Annotated in this window: 15 protein-coding genes and 1 pseudogene; 12 read left to right on the plus strand and 4 right to left on the minus strand. The window is 57.4% G+C overall.

Annotated features, from left to right (window positions below; all coding sequences use genetic code 11):
* The first annotated feature begins 61 nt into the window (after window positions 1-61).
* Window positions 62-967, plus strand: a complete 906-nt coding sequence (locus tag ACT3IC_RS19740) for a LysR family transcriptional regulator (RefSeq protein WP_156654590.1) — start codon at window positions 62-64, stop codon at window positions 965-967.
* On the opposite strand, the gene ACT3IC_RS19745 is transcribed toward ACT3IC_RS19740, so the two are convergent.
* Entirely contained in the window at window positions 964-1,887 is a 924-nt protein-coding gene (locus tag ACT3IC_RS19745; protein ID WP_420193844.1) for a LysR family transcriptional regulator, read from the minus strand. The genes ACT3IC_RS19740 and ACT3IC_RS19745 overlap by 4 nt on opposite strands.
* Window positions 1,888-1,978: 91 nt before the next feature.
* On the opposite strand from ACT3IC_RS19745, the gene ACT3IC_RS19750 reads away from it, so the two are divergent.
* The gene (locus ACT3IC_RS19750; RefSeq protein ID WP_214422599.1) at window positions 1,979-2,845 is read left to right on the plus strand and encodes an MBL fold metallo-hydrolase; all 867 of its coding nucleotides are present in this window, start codon (window positions 1,979-1,981) and stop codon (window positions 2,843-2,845) included.
* Window positions 2,842-2,925, plus strand: a pseudogene (locus tag ACT3IC_RS19755) (hypothetical protein); the annotation flags it as partial. The gene ACT3IC_RS19750 and the pseudogene ACT3IC_RS19755, both read left to right, overlap by 4 nt.
* 63 nt (window positions 2,926-2,988) lie before the next feature.
* Here ACT3IC_RS19755 and ACT3IC_RS19760 read toward each other — a convergent pair.
* The gene (locus ACT3IC_RS19760) at window positions 2,989-3,894 is read right to left on the minus strand and encodes an SDR family oxidoreductase (RefSeq protein WP_214422034.1); all 906 of its coding nucleotides are present in this window, start codon (window positions 3,892-3,894) and stop codon (window positions 2,989-2,991) included.
* Window positions 3,895-3,994: 100 nt separating this feature from the next.
* Here ACT3IC_RS19760 and ACT3IC_RS19765 point away from each other — a divergent pair, with 100 nt between their 5' ends.
* Window positions 3,995-4,825 (plus strand): helix-turn-helix transcriptional regulator, encoded by an 831-nt coding sequence (locus tag ACT3IC_RS19765; RefSeq protein WP_420193839.1) that lies wholly within the window; start codon window positions 3,995-3,997, stop codon window positions 4,823-4,825.
* Here the strand turns inward: ACT3IC_RS19765 and ACT3IC_RS19770 are convergent.
* Entirely contained in the window at window positions 4,822-5,751 is a 930-nt protein-coding gene (locus ACT3IC_RS19770) for an AraC family transcriptional regulator (RefSeq protein WP_103179759.1), read from the minus strand. The two genes, ACT3IC_RS19765 and ACT3IC_RS19770, sit on opposite strands and share 4 nt — an antisense overlap.
* A 98-nt stretch (window positions 5,752-5,849) precedes the next feature.
* Here ACT3IC_RS19770 and ACT3IC_RS19775 point away from each other — a divergent pair, with 98 nt between their 5' ends.
* The 7 genes from ACT3IC_RS19775 to ymcF all read left to right on the plus strand — a co-directional run bounded on the left by ACT3IC_RS19775 (window position 5,850) and on the right by ymcF (window position 12,218).
* Window positions 5,850-6,596 (plus strand): SDR family oxidoreductase, encoded by a 747-nt coding sequence (locus tag ACT3IC_RS19775; protein ID WP_156654587.1) that lies wholly within the window; start codon window positions 5,850-5,852, stop codon window positions 6,594-6,596.
* 87 nt (window positions 6,597-6,683) lie between these two features.
* Window positions 6,684-7,160, plus strand: a complete 477-nt coding sequence (locus tag ACT3IC_RS19780; protein WP_103179757.1) for an SRPBCC family protein — start codon at window positions 6,684-6,686, stop codon at window positions 7,158-7,160.
* Window positions 7,161-7,268: 108 nt separating this feature from the next.
* A complete protein-coding gene (locus ACT3IC_RS19785) occupies window positions 7,269-7,658 on the plus strand; it encodes a copper-binding protein (RefSeq protein WP_197431802.1) in 390 nt (129 codons plus the stop codon).
* A 45-nt stretch (window positions 7,659-7,703) separates the two neighbouring features.
* On the plus strand, window positions 7,704-9,728 hold the full coding sequence (locus tag ACT3IC_RS19790; RefSeq protein ID WP_263950761.1) for a protein-disulfide reductase DsbD family protein: 2,025 nt from the start codon (window positions 7,704-7,706) through the stop codon (window positions 9,726-9,728).
* On the plus strand, window positions 9,728-10,483 hold the full coding sequence (gene dsbG / locus ACT3IC_RS19795) for a thiol:disulfide interchange protein DsbG (RefSeq protein ID WP_103179755.1): 756 nt from the start codon (window positions 9,728-9,730) through the stop codon (window positions 10,481-10,483). The genes ACT3IC_RS19790 and dsbG overlap by 1 nt, the downstream gene beginning before the upstream one ends.
* A gap of 168 nt (window positions 10,484-10,651) precedes the next feature.
* A complete protein-coding gene (locus ACT3IC_RS19800; protein WP_103179754.1) occupies window positions 10,652-11,914 on the plus strand; it encodes a Y-family DNA polymerase in 1,263 nt (420 codons plus the stop codon).
* Window positions 11,915-12,047: 133 nt separating this feature from the next.
* Entirely contained in the window at window positions 12,048-12,218 is a 171-nt protein-coding gene (ymcF, locus tag ACT3IC_RS19805) for a cold shock small protein YmcF (RefSeq protein ID WP_473478953.1), read from the plus strand.
* Between the two features lie 114 nt (window positions 12,219-12,332).
* On the opposite strand, the gene ACT3IC_RS19810 is transcribed toward ymcF, so the two are convergent.
* Entirely contained in the window at window positions 12,333-13,010 is a 678-nt protein-coding gene (locus ACT3IC_RS19810; RefSeq protein ID WP_103179753.1) for an SOS response-associated peptidase, read from the minus strand.
* Between the two features lie 526 nt (window positions 13,011-13,536).
* Here ACT3IC_RS19810 and ACT3IC_RS19815 point away from each other — a divergent pair.
* Window positions 13,537-14,019, plus strand: a complete 483-nt coding sequence (locus ACT3IC_RS19815; protein WP_103179752.1) for a glutathione peroxidase — start codon at window positions 13,537-13,539, stop codon at window positions 14,017-14,019.
* The last annotated feature ends 67 nt before the right edge of the window (window positions 14,020-14,086 follow it).

The following is a 14,086-nucleotide window of genomic DNA, read 5'->3' on the forward strand; positions in this document are numbered from 1 at the left end:
AGGCTGAGGACGGGTTAGACTGTTCGTGAAAATGGCATAATCAGTCGGTCTGGAGGGCAATATGGATAAGCTGGAAGCAATGCAGGTCTATGTCGGCGTGGTGGATACCCATAGCTTCGCCAGGACAGCCGAAGCGATGGGATTGCCGCGTTCAACGGTATCCCGCGTGATTAAGGATCTGGAAGCCTGGCTCGGGATCAAGCTTCTGCAGCGAACCACCCGCACACTCAGCGTGACCGCCGATGGCCGACGGTACTATGAGGAGTGCAAACGCGTGCTGGCTGATATTGCCGCCATAGAATCCTCTTTTCCTGGCCGGGCGGCGCAGCCCAAAGGGCGTTTCAAGGTGGGGATGCCGCAGTCGCTGGCCCGGCACTGCATTCTCCCGAGGCTAGCGGAGTTTCTGCAGCTGTATCCTGAGCTGGAGTTGATCCTGTGTTCCAGCGATAACGTCGAAGATATCATTCAGGAAGGGTATGACTGCGTGATTCGTACCGGCAGAATCGACGATTCAACCACGCTGGTGGCCCGACCTCTCGCGAACTTTAAGTGGGTGGTTCTGGCCTCTCCGGCATACCTTGCCGCCCATGGTAAGCCGGAAAATATTGATGATCTGGAAAGGCATTACGCCGTTGGCTATCTCAACCATCGCACCGGACGCACCACCGACTGGTTTTTTACCCTTGAGGAGGGCGATTGCGCGATCCGGATGAAGGAGACGCTGGTTGTCGATGATACCGACGCCTATATTCAGGCCGGTATACAGGGGCTTGGGGTAATCCGTGTCGCCAGCTATCTGGTTGCGCCTTACCTGCAAAACGGCGCGCTCATCGCCTGCATGGATAACCTCTCTTTTGATTTGCCGCTTTCGCTGGTCTATCCGCAAAACAGGTATTTACCGCCTTCGGTGCGCGCATTTTATGACTGGAGCCGCGCGGTGCTGCAACAACCTGTGAGGGGGGCTTAAACGCGCAGAATGGCTCTTTTTAACTGCTCCACCAGCCAGTTCAGCGCCGGATCCTGCGCCCGGCGCTTGTGGCGCAACAGACACAACGTAAACGAGGGATAATTCACGGGCGTGGCGCTGGTGCGTAAAGCAAAATGCTGCTGCCATCGTCGGGCCAGTCCGTCGGGAACCGTGGCGAAAACGGGCATCGTGGTTAACAGCAGAGGAAAGGTGGAAAAATTGGCCGTCACGTAACGCACGCGCCGCTGCAACCCCTGGCTGGCAAGCTGCCGGTCAATTTCACTGTGGCTTGATTCGCGATACGACACCATAACATGCTCATAAGCGATAAAGTGGTTTACCGACAAGGGCCCTTCACAGGGGATCTGCTCAGCTGACCAGAGCGTCGAAACGCCCATTGTCATGACGGGCTCGCTCACGATCTCTCCCGTGCTCTGCTTGTTCAGCGAAACGGCAATATCAATGGCATCCTCCTCCAGTAATCGACGTACCTGAAAGGGATCGGCGGGGAGACTATGCAGCGCCACGCCAGGTGCCTGATGGGCGATGGCGGGCAGGAGATCCGGCATCAGCCAGTGCTCGCTCCAGTCGCTTATGCCCAGGCGAAAGGTCCGTTTTGCCGTGGCGGGAGAGAAGTCCTGAGCGCCAAAAATGACGGTATGCAGGTTTTCCATCAGCGGTTGCATATGAACCATCAAGGCTTCGGCGCGCGGTGTCGGCAGCATCCCCCGGGCCGCGCGAACGAACAGCGGGTCATCAAACATCTCCCGTAGTCTTTTCAACGCCCCGCTGATGGCCGGTTGCCCAAGATGCAGCACCTCTGCGGTACGGGTGACGCTCGCTTCCCGGTATAACACCAGAAACACCGTCAGGAGATTCAAATCTATCCGGTTAAAATCATTTTCAATGATTTTCTTCATCATGTTAATCAATTTGAATGTTATTTATCCCAGCAGCATAGTGAATCTCAACCTGGTAAATCAACTATGCCGAGAACAGGCGGAGGGCGTTATGCAATCTTACCGGATAGGCGACACGGTTATTTTTAAGATCATGGAGCGAGAAATTAAAATACCAACAGCGGAGTTATATCCTGATTATCTCCGGCCCGCAGACGCAGAATGGGCCCGTCAGAGCGTACCGCTGTCGATCCACAGTTGGGTCATACGTACTCCCGACGATATTATTGTGATTGATACCGGCACCGGTAATGGTCGCGAACGCGGTGGTAATCCGTTTTACCATCAATTGCACACAGGCTACCTGGAGAATTTTCTGGCCTCGGGCATTAAGCCGGAAGAGGTGACCCTGGTATTACTGACTCACCTGCACACTGACCATGTTGGCTGGAACACTCTCTGGCGGGATAACCGCTGGGTGCCGATGTTTCCCAACGCGCGTTATATCTGCTCTGAGAAAGAGCTTATTCGGGTACAAAACAGTGACCGCTACCGGAATTTATGGCTCGACAGCCTGTTGCCGGTGATTGACGCGGGCCTGCTGGAAACCGTTGATGTGGCCGCGCAGCCGGTATTTAGCGGCAGAATTTCTTATACCCCCATGCCCGGGCACAGCCCTGATCATGCGGCGTTGATCCTCTCTGCGGGCGGCGAATATGCCTTCTTTGCCGGGGATATTGCACATTCACCGTGGCAGTTTAGCCACCCGGAATGGAATTCGGTGTTTTGCAGCGACCATCACGAGGCGGAAAAGTCACGGCGTCGGGCGATGGCATGGTGTGCGGAACATAACGCCCTGTGGTGTAGCGCCCATTTCGCTGGCTCCTCCTGCGGCTGGCTGAGTGTTGATGAACATGGGCACTATCGCTGGACTGAGGCGAATGACACGCCAACCTTTTTCGGAAGTACGCAACAATGAACAACGCTTCTGTGATTCTGGTTTTTGGCGCGACGGGCCAGCAGGGCGGCTCGGTCGCGAATGCGCTGCTTAACAACGGCTGACTGGGCGTATAACCGGTAGGGCTTTTCCCGGCGTCACAACGGTGACGCCGGGCGGGGTGGCTAGCGGGAGGATAACAGCGGCGCGTAATCCATGTTCTCCAGATCCTCGAGCAGGCCGGGGCCGGTGGGATGCCAGCCCAACTGCTGACGTGTCCAGGCGGAGGATGCGCGCAGGTTTATGGCGGCGAAAATAGCGAACCAGCCAAAATGCGCTTCAGCCTCTGAGGAGGGGAGCGAGATGTACGGCAGATCGAGCTTGTGGGCAATGATTTCGGCGATCTGCCGGAGGGGTACCCCTTCTTCGGCAACGGCGTGGTAGCGTTTACCGCTTTCGCCACGCTCCAGCACCTGTCGGTAGAGCGCGGCGACATCGCTGACGTGCGCCGCTGACCAGCGGTTATCGCCCTCACCGATGCAGGCTACAACGCCTTTCTCAATCGCATGCTGAATATACCAGGTGATGAGGCCCTGGCGCCGGGTATCATGCACCTGTGGCAGACGCACAACCTGCACATTAACACCTTCAGCAAGCAGCGCATTGCCTTCAGTTTCTGTTGCCACCCGGGGATGGCTGTTCCCGGCGTTAAAGTGCTTTTCCTGCGCTAATGCCGTGGCGGTGTCATCGCCCATGCCGGTTCCTGACGTAATAATCAACGGGCGATCGCTGCCTTTCAGCGCCTGGCCCATGGCATGGATAGCCCGCCGATCCTTTTCACAGTTCTCGACGAAACGGTGAAAATCATGATCAAAAGCCGTATGGATCACCGCTTCCGCATGCTGTGCGCCCGCCGCTAACGTATCGGGGTCATCCAGGGTTCCGCGATGAACCTCCGCCCCCGTATTCCTGAGCGCCTGCGCGCTGCTCTCCGAGCGGGCGAGCGCGGTAACCTGATGTCCGGCCGCCAGCAGTTCAGTGAGGATCCGGGAGCCAATAAAGCCACTTGCGCCGGTAAGAAAAACTCGCATAACACACCTCCAGAGTAGGGTTCCGGAACAGAGTAGCGCTATAGTCAGACGAGAAAAGTAGAGACATTATCAGGGTATAAACCTTAACAGGATGACGACGATGCACACTGCTATGCAGTCACTGGGCGATTTTCTGCGGGCGCGACGTTTACGCCTCGATCCGGCCACCTTTGGCTTTAGCCCGGGCAGGCGACGCACGCCCGGCTTGCGCCGTGAAGAGGTAGCTCAGCTCGCCAGTATCAGCCCGGTCTGGTACACCTGGCTTGAACAGGGACGCGGCGGTGCGCCGTCGCGGGAGGTACTTAACCGTATCGCCAGCGGGCTACGCCTGACCTCACCGGAACGCAAGCACCTGTTTATGCTGGCATTCGGCCATCCGCCCGGCACCCGTTTCACCGTTTCTGCCGAAATCGCGCCACGATTACAGCGGGTTCTGGATGCATTGAGCATCCCTGTCATCGTCAAAACCATTACCTGGGACGTCATTGCCTGGAATCGCGCCGCCGCATGCGTTTTAACCGATTATGCGCGTCTGCCCGCAACAGAGCGTAACGTTCTGCGCCGCCTGTTCACCGATCCGGCAGTACGCCGGGCGCAGGATGACTGGCAGGCGGTGGCGCGGTTGGTGGTTTACGCGTTTCGTGCTGACGTGGCGCGCGCGGGAACATCGCCGGAAACCACCAGCCTGATTGCCGAACTTTCCCGTCAGAGCCCGGAATTTGCTGCCTGGTGGCAGAGTAACGATGTCGCCAGTCACGGTGAGGGGGTGAAGCGTATCTATCATCCCCAGGCCGGCGCGATAGAGCTTGAATTCTCAACCTTTGCGGTGGAGGGGCGGCCGGATCTGGCGATGCTGGTGTTTAACCCGGCGACAGAGGAGAGCCGCCTGAAAATTGATGCCCAGCTCAGACAATCCCCGCTCTGTGATTAACCGGTGTCGGCGAGCCCGACATGTTTAACCGCCGCGCGATGCTGCGCATATTTCCCCGGCGGCACACCGACATAGCGGGTAAACGCCACGCTGAATGCGCTGGCGGAGCCGTAACCCGTGCGCTCTGCCACTTCGGCGACCGTGACGCCGGTATCGCACAGCAGTTGCATGGCGAGGGTCATGCGCCAGGAGAGCAGGTATCCCATCGGCGTGACCCCGGTCATCTCCGTAAAGCGCTCAAACAGCATCGAGCGGGAGAGGGCGCAGCGACTGGCCAGCGCCTGCACCGTCCATTTTCTGGCAGGCTCCTGATGTATCAGCCGTATCGCCTGGGCGATACGGGGATCGGCCAGACCACGCACTAATCCGGGCGTGGCGAGGGATGTGCCAGAGCGGATAGCCTCGATAAAGAGCAGTTCCAGCATGCGCGCCAGCATGAACGCTTTTCCGGAGCGTTGCGCCTGGGCTTCATCCTTTAACAATCCGACCAGCAGCGAAAGACGCTTTTCATCACGCACAAACACAAGCCCGGGCAACAATGAAACCAGCAAACCCGCATCGGGTGATTCAGACATGCAGTGACCAACCAGCGCCAGCATTTCAGGGTCAGCATGGGGATCGCCGAGCCGGAAATGTCTCTCTGCCACTTCGATGGGGATAGTATCGACACCTGGCGAAGCAGGCGGGACGAGGCTCGTCAACGCAAAGTTGTAGGCTGCGGGTATTAAAACAAAGTCACCGGCATGCAGCGTGAGGGGCTCATCGCCTTCGCGCTCAAGGCGGCACGCCCCTTCAAGCACAGCGCAATAGAATGACAACCCCTCATCCGAACGGCGGACCCGCCAGGCGCCCGCGCCGGTCACCGTTTTTGTCAGCACCGCTTTGAGCTTTAACATGGCGATGGCTTCGGCTAACGGATCGCTCATTTCCGGACTCCTGCTAAAGAATGACGGACGTTTGAATATATATCGTCCAGTCAGGGCTGTCTATTATGTGCTCAGGTAAACCACACGCAGGAGTGATTATGAAAACGGTTATGATTACCGGCTGTTCATCAGGTTTTGGTCTGGAAACCGCACGGTATTTTCTTGAGCAGGGCTGGAAGGTGATTGCGACGATGCGCACACCGCAGGAGAATCTTCTTCCCGGGAGCGCGCGTTTACGTCTCCTGAGCCTCGATGTCACTTCGCAGCCGAGCATAGATCGGGCGATCGCTGACGCCGGCGACATCGATGTTCTGGTCAACAACGCCGGGGTGGGGATGTTAAACGCCCTGGAAGGTGTCTCCCCGGAGGCGGTCAGAGACATTTTTGAAACCAACACGCTTGGCACTCTCGCCATGACCCGGGCCGTACTCCCACAATTCAGACAACGTCGTTCAGGGGTGATCGTGAATGTCACGTCTGCGGTCACCCTTCAACCGCTGCCGCTGCTTGCGGTCTATACCGCCAGTAAGGCGGCGGTTAATGCGTTCACCGAATCTCTGGCAATTGAGCTTGCGCCGTTTAATATCCGCGTGGGCCTGGTGCTGCCCGGGCGTTCGCCTGCGACCCGTTTCGGCGAAAATGCGCAACGGATCATGGGATCGATTCCCGCAGAGTATGCCGCGTTGAGCGAGCGTGTCTTTCAGGGCATGCAGGATGCGCATGCGAGCGTAACCTTACCCGAGGATGTGGCAAAAGCCATCTGGCAGATGGCAACGGATCCGGATACGCCGATCCGTTTACCGGCCGGAGAGGATGCCCGGCAGATGGCGGCGCATCTCATGTAGAATCCGCCACAGTCAATCCTGCACGTTTAGCGGTTATCCGACATACTGAAGCGTAATGCAGGAGACAATCACTGGAAGGCGTGCCCTATGGCTGATTATACCTTTTCCACACTCTGGCGGGTGGAGGCCTCGCTCCAGGAGGTCTGGGCGATTTTATCGCATCCCGATGTGTGGCCCGAATGGTGGGGAAGCCTGGAGCAGGTTATCGAGCTAAAGAGAGGGGATGCCCGGGGAATTGGCGCCCTGCATCGCTATACCTGGAAGGGGGCGCTTCCGTATCGGTTAACCTTTGATATCCACGTGCTCACCATTCAGCCCCTCTCGCTGCTGGAAGGGGAAGCCAGCGGTGAGGTGGAAGGGCGCGGTGTGTGGTCTTTTTCTGAGCACGAGGGCAACACGCTCGTCAGGTATGACTGGGATATTCGCACCACTACCCGCTGGATGAACCTGCTCGCGCCGCTGGCCGCTCCCGTTTTTCGCTGGAATCATCACCGGGTAATGCGCGACGGCGCACAAGGGTTAGCCCGTAAATTGGGCAGGCGGGTAGAGATGTCGGTCGGGTAAAGGGGCGTCAGGCGTTGGGCGACTTACTGGTGAAGCGGCGCGCCGGTTGGCATTACTTTACAAATTGCCCCTTGCCCGCAGAGGCGTCGCTCACTATTCTCATTGCCCATGACTATCCTGACCGGTCCGACTCAACATAAAAACAGGCAACTGAGAGCCCTCGCGCTGCTTTTCGTTGCCTGTGTTGTCATGCTGATCTGTCTGACCCAGCGGGCCGCTATCCTGCATCACATGCAGGTCAAAGCCGCCACGCTCTCGTTGAGTACTGAACATAGCCCGCAGGAACTTTCCTCCCCTGGGTTGTCCCCCTGCGAGTTGAGCGCCCACTCGCTGCTCTCCGCCCAACCTCTTCATTTTGATAACCTTCTGCTGTTACCCGGTCTGCTGGTTCTCGTTTTAGCGGTGCTGATCAAAATCAGCGTCCTGCCGAGGCCGGTGATCCTGTTCCGTCCTCCGCTCCTTCGAATACATCTCAAAAACTGCGTTTTCCGTGAATGACTGACATGGCAGTGCCTGTTTAGTCAATTTTTCACGGAGAAAACTATGAAAACGCTTTTCAGGAGCCTGTGGTTCCTGTTGTTCAGCCTGTCCGCGGCCTGCGCTGCGGTACCGGGCTGGCCGATGACGCCTGACAATGCCCACGCTCAGGTGCAGGTCTGGCACGATGCGCCAGCAGAGGGAAAAGTTCGCCTGCTGCTGGATGTTACCCCTGATGAAGGGTGGAAAACCTACTGGCGAACCCCCGGCGACGGCGGCTTTCGGCCTGTAATAGAGTGGGCGTCCAGGGCCACTACCCAGTGGCACTGGCCGCGTCCCGTGCGCTTTACTTCCGCTGGCTTTAGCTCGGTCGGCTACGACCGTCGGGTGGTGTTTCCGCTGGAAATCACCACCGATGAGGTGCAGCGTTTGCGCGGGAAACTGACGCTTTCGCTGTGCAGTAACCTCTGCGTGGTTAACACGTTCCCGCTGGATATCAATCTTGCCGCCGGTCCGTCGGCGGACTTTGCCAGCGCCTGGGATGAGGCGATGCGGGCGGTTCCTGCGACACACGGCGCGATAGCGGTTAAATCCGTCGCCACGGACCGCGACACCCTGACGGTGAAACTGACCTCGCCGCAAGGCTGGTCCCGGCCCGAACTCTTCACCGATAACCCGACGGAGGCGACGCTTGCCCCGCTCCAGACAGCGGTTCAGGGCGACACCCTGACCGCACGGTTTAGCGTCAGCGACAGCCAGGGAGAGCCGCTGGCGGCCGACGGTTTACAGCAGATCGCACTGCTGGTCAGCGACGGTGCGCAGAGCCAGCAGCTTACGGTTGAGCTCAGCCCCGGTCCCTCCACCACGTTCTGGCAGATCCTGGCCGTGGCGCTGGTGGGTGGCCTGATCCTCAACCTGATGCCCTGCGTGCTGCCGGTGCTGGGGATCAAGCTCGCGTCGCTGATGACCCTGGCCGGGAGCACACGACGCCAGACACGGCTGCGTTTTCTGGCGACGGCGGGCGGGATCATCTTCTCGTTTCTGGTGCTGGCGGCGGTCGTTACCGGTCTTCGGCTGTCCGGGGCCTGGATTGGCTGGGGCTTTCAGTTCCAGAATCCGTGGTTTATTGGCGCGATGGTGCTGGTGACGTGGATTTTTTGTTTCAGCCTTGCGGGCCTGCTGGAAATCCGCCTGCCTTCCACGCTCACTACCCGGCTGGCTACCGCCGGTGGGAACGGCATCGGTGGGAGTTTCCTGGAAGGCGCGTTTGCAACCCTGCTCGCCACGCCCTGTACGGCGCCGTTCCTCGGCACGGCCGTCACCTTCGCCCTGGCGGCACCTGTCCATCAACTGTGGCTGGTCTTTTTGGTGCTGGGTATCGGGATGAGCCTTCCCTGGCTGGCGATCGCCATGGCCCCCGGCGTGGCGCGCTGGCTGCCGAAGCCCGGCCCCTGGATGGGCAAACTGCGTCTGGTGCTGGTGCTCCTGATGCTGGGCTCCTGCATCTGGCTGATGTCATTGCTGGTCAAAGAGTGGGGCGCACGCTATGTGTTGATTGGCGGCGGCCTGATGGTGGCGTTGTTCCTCTACCGCTGCGCAAAGGCCATGCCGCATCACAGAGAGAATCTGCGCAGCCTGGCGTTTGGCGTCCTGTTTGGCGCCGGGCTGTATGCGTTTCTGGCGCCGCAACCTCAGGGGAAGGATGATTCTCCCCTCAACTGGCAGCCGCTGAGTGAGGCCGCGCTCAGCGAGGCCCTGACTGCCAGAAAGCGCGTGCTGGTAGATATCACCGCTGACTGGTGTCTGAACTGCCGGGTTAATGAGGTTATGGTGCTTCATCGCCCTGAGGTAGTGGCGGCTTTAAACCGCGACGACGTGGTCCTGTTGCAGGGTAACTGGAGCCAGCCCTCGGCGGAAATCGAGCAGTTCCTGAGGCGCTACGGCGCCAGCGGTATCCCCTTTAACGCCATTTTTGGTCCTTCACTTCCGCAGGGGCATGTTCTGCCCTCCCTGCTGAGCAAAGAGGCCTTACTGACCGCGCTGGCGAAGGCCGGGGCGGCTACACCATCTGATTTTACTGAGGAAAAATAATGAAGAAGATCCTGTCCCTGTTGATTCTGACGTTCAGCGCCGCCACGCAGGCGCAGCCCGGTGATTTACCCGAACCTGTTAAGCAAATCCAGAAACAGGGCATTGAAATCATCAAGCCGTTCAGCGCGCCCGGCGGCGTAGAAGGGTGGCTGGGCAAATATCAGGACATGGGCGTCACGCTCTATCTCACGCCGGATAAAAAACATGTTGTTTCAGGCTATATGTATGATGCCCAGGGCAATAACCTGAGCGAGAAGATCATCAACGAGGAGATCTATATTCCCGCCGGGCGCGAAATGTGGAAACAGCTCACCGCCGCGCCGGGGATCAAAGAGGGCAGCGCGGACGCGAAATGTCAGGTAGTGGTATTCGCCGATCCTTTCTGCCCCTACTGCAATAAGTTCTGGCATCAGGCGCAGCCCTTTATCAAGGATAAAAGCATCAACACCACAACCCTGCTGGTGGGCGTGATCCGCCCGGACAGCGCGCAGTATGCGGCGGCCATCCTCTCCGCGAAGGATCCGGCTAAAGTGTGGTATGAGATGGAGAGCAGCGACGGTAAAACCAAACCGGCGCTGACGAGTAATACGCCGCCTGCGGTGTTTAAGCAGATAGAGCATAACCAGCAGCTGATGACGCAGCTCGGCGCCAGCGGTACGCCTGCCATCTATTACCTGAATAAAGATCGCGCCCTGCAGCAGATCGTCGGCTTGCCGGATGCTAAGCAGATGGCCGATCTGGTGGCCTGTAAATAACCGTCTCTGGTTATTAACCTGAACCATAGTCTCAACCGTTGTGCCGGTAAGCACCTTGATTTGTTCGTAAAATCACTGATACTGTATATATATACAGTTAAACGGATTTGAGACTATGCTATTCACCTTCCCGCGCATTGCTGCGTTCGTTAAAGGGCGCAAATAATCATGTTTGCGCTTGTCGATGTGAACAGTTTCTATGCTTCGTGCGAGACGGTGTTTCGCCCGGATCTGAAAGGGCGCCCGGTGGTGGTGCTGTCGAATAACGATGGCTGCGTGATTGCCCGCAGCGCCGAGGCGAAAGGGCTGGTGACGATGGGGGCGCCTTATTTCAAACAGAAAGAGATCTTCCGCCGCCACGGGATTGTCGCCTTCAGCAGTAACTATGAACTGTATGCTGACATGAGCCATCGGGTGATGACCACCCTGGAAGAGCTCACGCCGCGGGTCGAGATCTACTCGATTGATGAGGCGTTTTGCGATCTTACCGGAGTCAGTAACTGCTACAATCTGGACGCCTTTGGCCGCGAAATCCGCCGAACGGTACTGCAACATACACACCTCACCGTCGGGGTAGGGATCGCGCCCACCAAAACCCTCGCCAAACTGGCAAACTTTGCGGCAAAAAAATGGCAGCGGCAGACCGGGGGCGTGGTCGATTTATCCGGCGTTGAGCGTCAGCGCAAGCTGATGGCGGCGCTGCCCGTCGAAGAGGTATGGGGCGTCGGGCGACGGTTGAGTAAAAAGCTCAGTGCGATGGGCATTCATACCGTGCTGGATCTGGCGAACACTCCCACCGACCTGATCCGCAAGCATTTCAGCGTGGTGCTGGAACGCACCGTCCGCGAGCTGCGCGGCGAGTCCTGCCTGGGGTTTGAAGAGTTTGCCCCGCACAAGCAGGAGATCATCTGCTCCCGCTCGTTCGGGGAGCGGATCTCAGACTATGAGGCGATGCGCCAGGCCATCTGTAGCTACGCCGCTCGCGCCTCCGAGAAGCTGCGGGCCGAGCACCAGTACTGCCGGTTTATTTCGGCTTTCGTGAAGACTTCGCCGTTTGCGCTGAACGAGCCTTACTACGGCAATAGCGCCTCCGTCAAACTGCTGACGCCAACCGAAGACAGCCGGGACATCATTAACGCGGCGACGCGCTGTCTGGATCTCATCTGGCGAGAGGGGCTACGCTATCAAAAAGCGGGCGTCATGCTGGGAGACTTTTTCAGCTCTGGCGTCGCGCAGCTTAATTTATTTGATGAAAATCCGCCGCGGCGCAATAGCGAAAAGCTGATGGCTCTCGTCGACAAATTAAATGAACAAGGGCGCGGAACAATCTGGTTTGCGGGGCAGGGAATAGAGCAGCAGTGGCAAATGAAAAGGGAGATGTTGTCTCCGCGATATACCACACGTTTTTCGGATTTACTGCGCGTTAAATAAATCGCTTTCACCAAAATAGTGCAAAGCCTGAAAGTAAATATTTGTCGAACAGGAAAGATATATCCCTGGACGATCAATAATTGCGCTATGGTGGTGGCTCAGCACACACCTGCCCGGAGGGGCTATTCCTAACATAAAATTTGAGTGCCCGGTTTGCACGAGCAAGCGGTTTCGTTTTACCTCTTTTAGCCCTACGCAAACCCAACCTCATGGTGCTGTCTGTTCCGTCTGTGGAACCCGACTCACCGCACACTCATGCGTGCCAATGCCAAAAAGAAGACGCTGGCCAAAACAGGTGGTTTAGGTGTTAAAGGGGGGCTAATGCTGGCCCTCCCGATAAATGATTTTGCCGCTACGTTGACGACGCTTTTATATTAACTGCCGTTTCGTTATTTCTGAAAAATAGCGGGCTTTATTTTTACGGCTCGCTTATTTTATTGATTAATTCTGGCCCCTGATTTTTTACGTTTCCCACCGCCCGGGTGACAGGATGCCAGTGGAAATCATCTGCGGGAACGGCGCCGCTCTGCGCTATCTCTTCAGCTTCTTTGCTGCTTACCGTCTCGCGGAGCCATTCACGTGCCGCCTGCGGCGTCAGCACCAGCGGCCGTCGGTCGTGAATATCCACCAGCCCTTTGTCCGCTGCCGCAGTCACAATCAGGAATCCTTCCGCTTCATCCCCGCGCTCGAACGGCGTACTGCCGATCGCGGCCATAAAAATGGGCTGTCCATCGGCACGGTAGATAAAGTAGGGCTGTTTTTTCTCCCCCTCTTTTTTCCACTCGAACCAGCCGTCGGCAAAGACAATCGCCCGGCCATGGTTCCATAGCGGTTTAAACATCCGGCTGGTGGCGGCGGTCTCCTGTCGGGCGTTAATCAGCGGGGCTTTATCCCACCAGCCAGGGGCGTAACCCCAGAATACCGGGTCGAGATGCAACAGATCGTCGCGTTCGCTGAGCAGCAGCACTTTGGTGCCGGGCGCAACGTTATAGCGCCCGATGGGTTCCGGGTCGTAGGGGATATCGCAGTCTGCTTCATCCGCCAGAAAAGCAAGATATTCTTCCCGGGTCTGCGCCTGGGCGAAACGTCCGCACATAGTTACCTCCGGTGGTTTTCTTAAGTATAGAGGGTGAATTTCCCGGAACCGTAACCTCTGCGGCGGACGGTTGTGCTAAGAGCGATTAACGCGTCACCACCACATCGGTAAAGGTGAAGCGATTTGGCTGCCCGGTAACCGAAAAACGAGTAGATGGAATAACACCAGAATCAGGCGTATTGACGGGAATATCTACCGGGATGATGCTGCGTCAAGCATCGGGCATCTCAGGCGGGTTTAAGACCCCTCCGGATGACAAAATCCATCGACTAACTGCTTCAGAAGGCAAATAAGCCCGGCCAAAATCAGCACAAAGGCCAGCGCGGTGAATAAAACAATCGTCATCCTCGACTCCATGTTCTCAGTTTTGTTTGGTAAAAATCTTAGATCGCATTTTTCATTTGTCATTATCTTCCGGGTATTTTTCTTATTGCTGGCAGATTCGATACCGGTCAGAAGCGGACATATCCAGGATGAGGCCCTATAATCCTCCACGCCTGAAAACGTTCTGCACTGAGGATCCCCGATGACGACCTTTCATCAACTTACGGCCACCAGCCTGCGCGGTCAGCCCATCTCTATGGCCGACTATGCGGGGAAGGTGGTGCTGGTGGTGAACACTGCCAGCCAGTGTGGCTTTACACCCCAGTACGCTGGTCTTGAAAAACTCTACAAAAAGTATGCCGACCAGGGGCTGGTGGTGCTGGGTTTCCCCTGCAATCAGTTCGGTAAGCAGGAGCCTGGCGGCGCGGACGACATTGCCCAGACCTGTCACGTCAATTACGGCGTCAGCTTCCCGATGTTCGGGAAAGTGGAGGTCAATGGCGCAACAGCGCATCCTCTGTTTCGTTATCTGAAAGAGGCGTTGCCCGGCGTACTGGGGGGACGAATCAAGTGGAATTTCACTAAGTTCCTTATCGGACGCGACGGCAAACCGCTCAAACGTTTTGCACCGATGACCACCCCGGAGAAAATGGAGGCTGCTATCGTCGCTGCACTTGAAAGCTGATTAATGCAGGCGAAGCAGAGAGATGAGAGGGGAAAAGCCGGGCGCGCTGCGCTTGCCCGGCCTGAAA

The organism is Leclercia sp. GHBNCSD (assembly GCF_055805075.1).

Coding starts and splice junctions, on each gene's coding strand:
- ACT3IC_RS19740 (WP_156654590.1), top strand. CDS start 62: ATGGATAAGCTGGAAGCAATGCAGGTCTATGTCGGCGTGGTGGATACC.
- ACT3IC_RS19745 (WP_420193844.1), bottom strand. CDS start 1,887: ATGAAGAAAATCATTGAAAATGATTTTAACCGGATAGATTTGAATCTC.
- ACT3IC_RS19750 (WP_214422599.1), top strand. CDS start 1,979: ATGCAATCTTACCGGATAGGCGACACGGTTATTTTTAAGATCATGGAG.
- ACT3IC_RS19760 (WP_214422034.1), bottom strand. CDS start 3,894: ATGCGAGTTTTTCTTACCGGCGCAAGTGGCTTTATTGGCTCCCGGATC.
- ACT3IC_RS19765 (WP_420193839.1), top strand. CDS start 3,995: ATGCACACTGCTATGCAGTCACTGGGCGATTTTCTGCGGGCGCGACGT.
- ACT3IC_RS19770 (WP_103179759.1), bottom strand. CDS start 5,751: ATGAGCGATCCGTTAGCCGAAGCCATCGCCATGTTAAAGCTCAAAGCG.
- ACT3IC_RS19775 (WP_156654587.1), top strand. CDS start 5,850: ATGAAAACGGTTATGATTACCGGCTGTTCATCAGGTTTTGGTCTGGAA.
- ACT3IC_RS19780 (WP_103179757.1), top strand. CDS start 6,684: ATGGCTGATTATACCTTTTCCACACTCTGGCGGGTGGAGGCCTCGCTC.
- ACT3IC_RS19785 (WP_197431802.1), top strand. CDS start 7,269: ATGACTATCCTGACCGGTCCGACTCAACATAAAAACAGGCAACTGAGA.
- ACT3IC_RS19790 (WP_263950761.1), top strand. CDS start 7,704: ATGAAAACGCTTTTCAGGAGCCTGTGGTTCCTGTTGTTCAGCCTGTCC.
- dsbG (WP_103179755.1), top strand. CDS start 9,728: ATGAAGAAGATCCTGTCCCTGTTGATTCTGACGTTCAGCGCCGCCACG.
- ACT3IC_RS19800 (WP_103179754.1), top strand. CDS start 10,652: ATGTTTGCGCTTGTCGATGTGAACAGTTTCTATGCTTCGTGCGAGACG.
- ACT3IC_RS19810 (WP_103179753.1), bottom strand. CDS start 13,010: ATGTGCGGACGTTTCGCCCAGGCGCAGACCCGGGAAGAATATCTTGCT.
- ACT3IC_RS19815 (WP_103179752.1), top strand. CDS start 13,537: ATGACGACCTTTCATCAACTTACGGCCACCAGCCTGCGCGGTCAGCCC.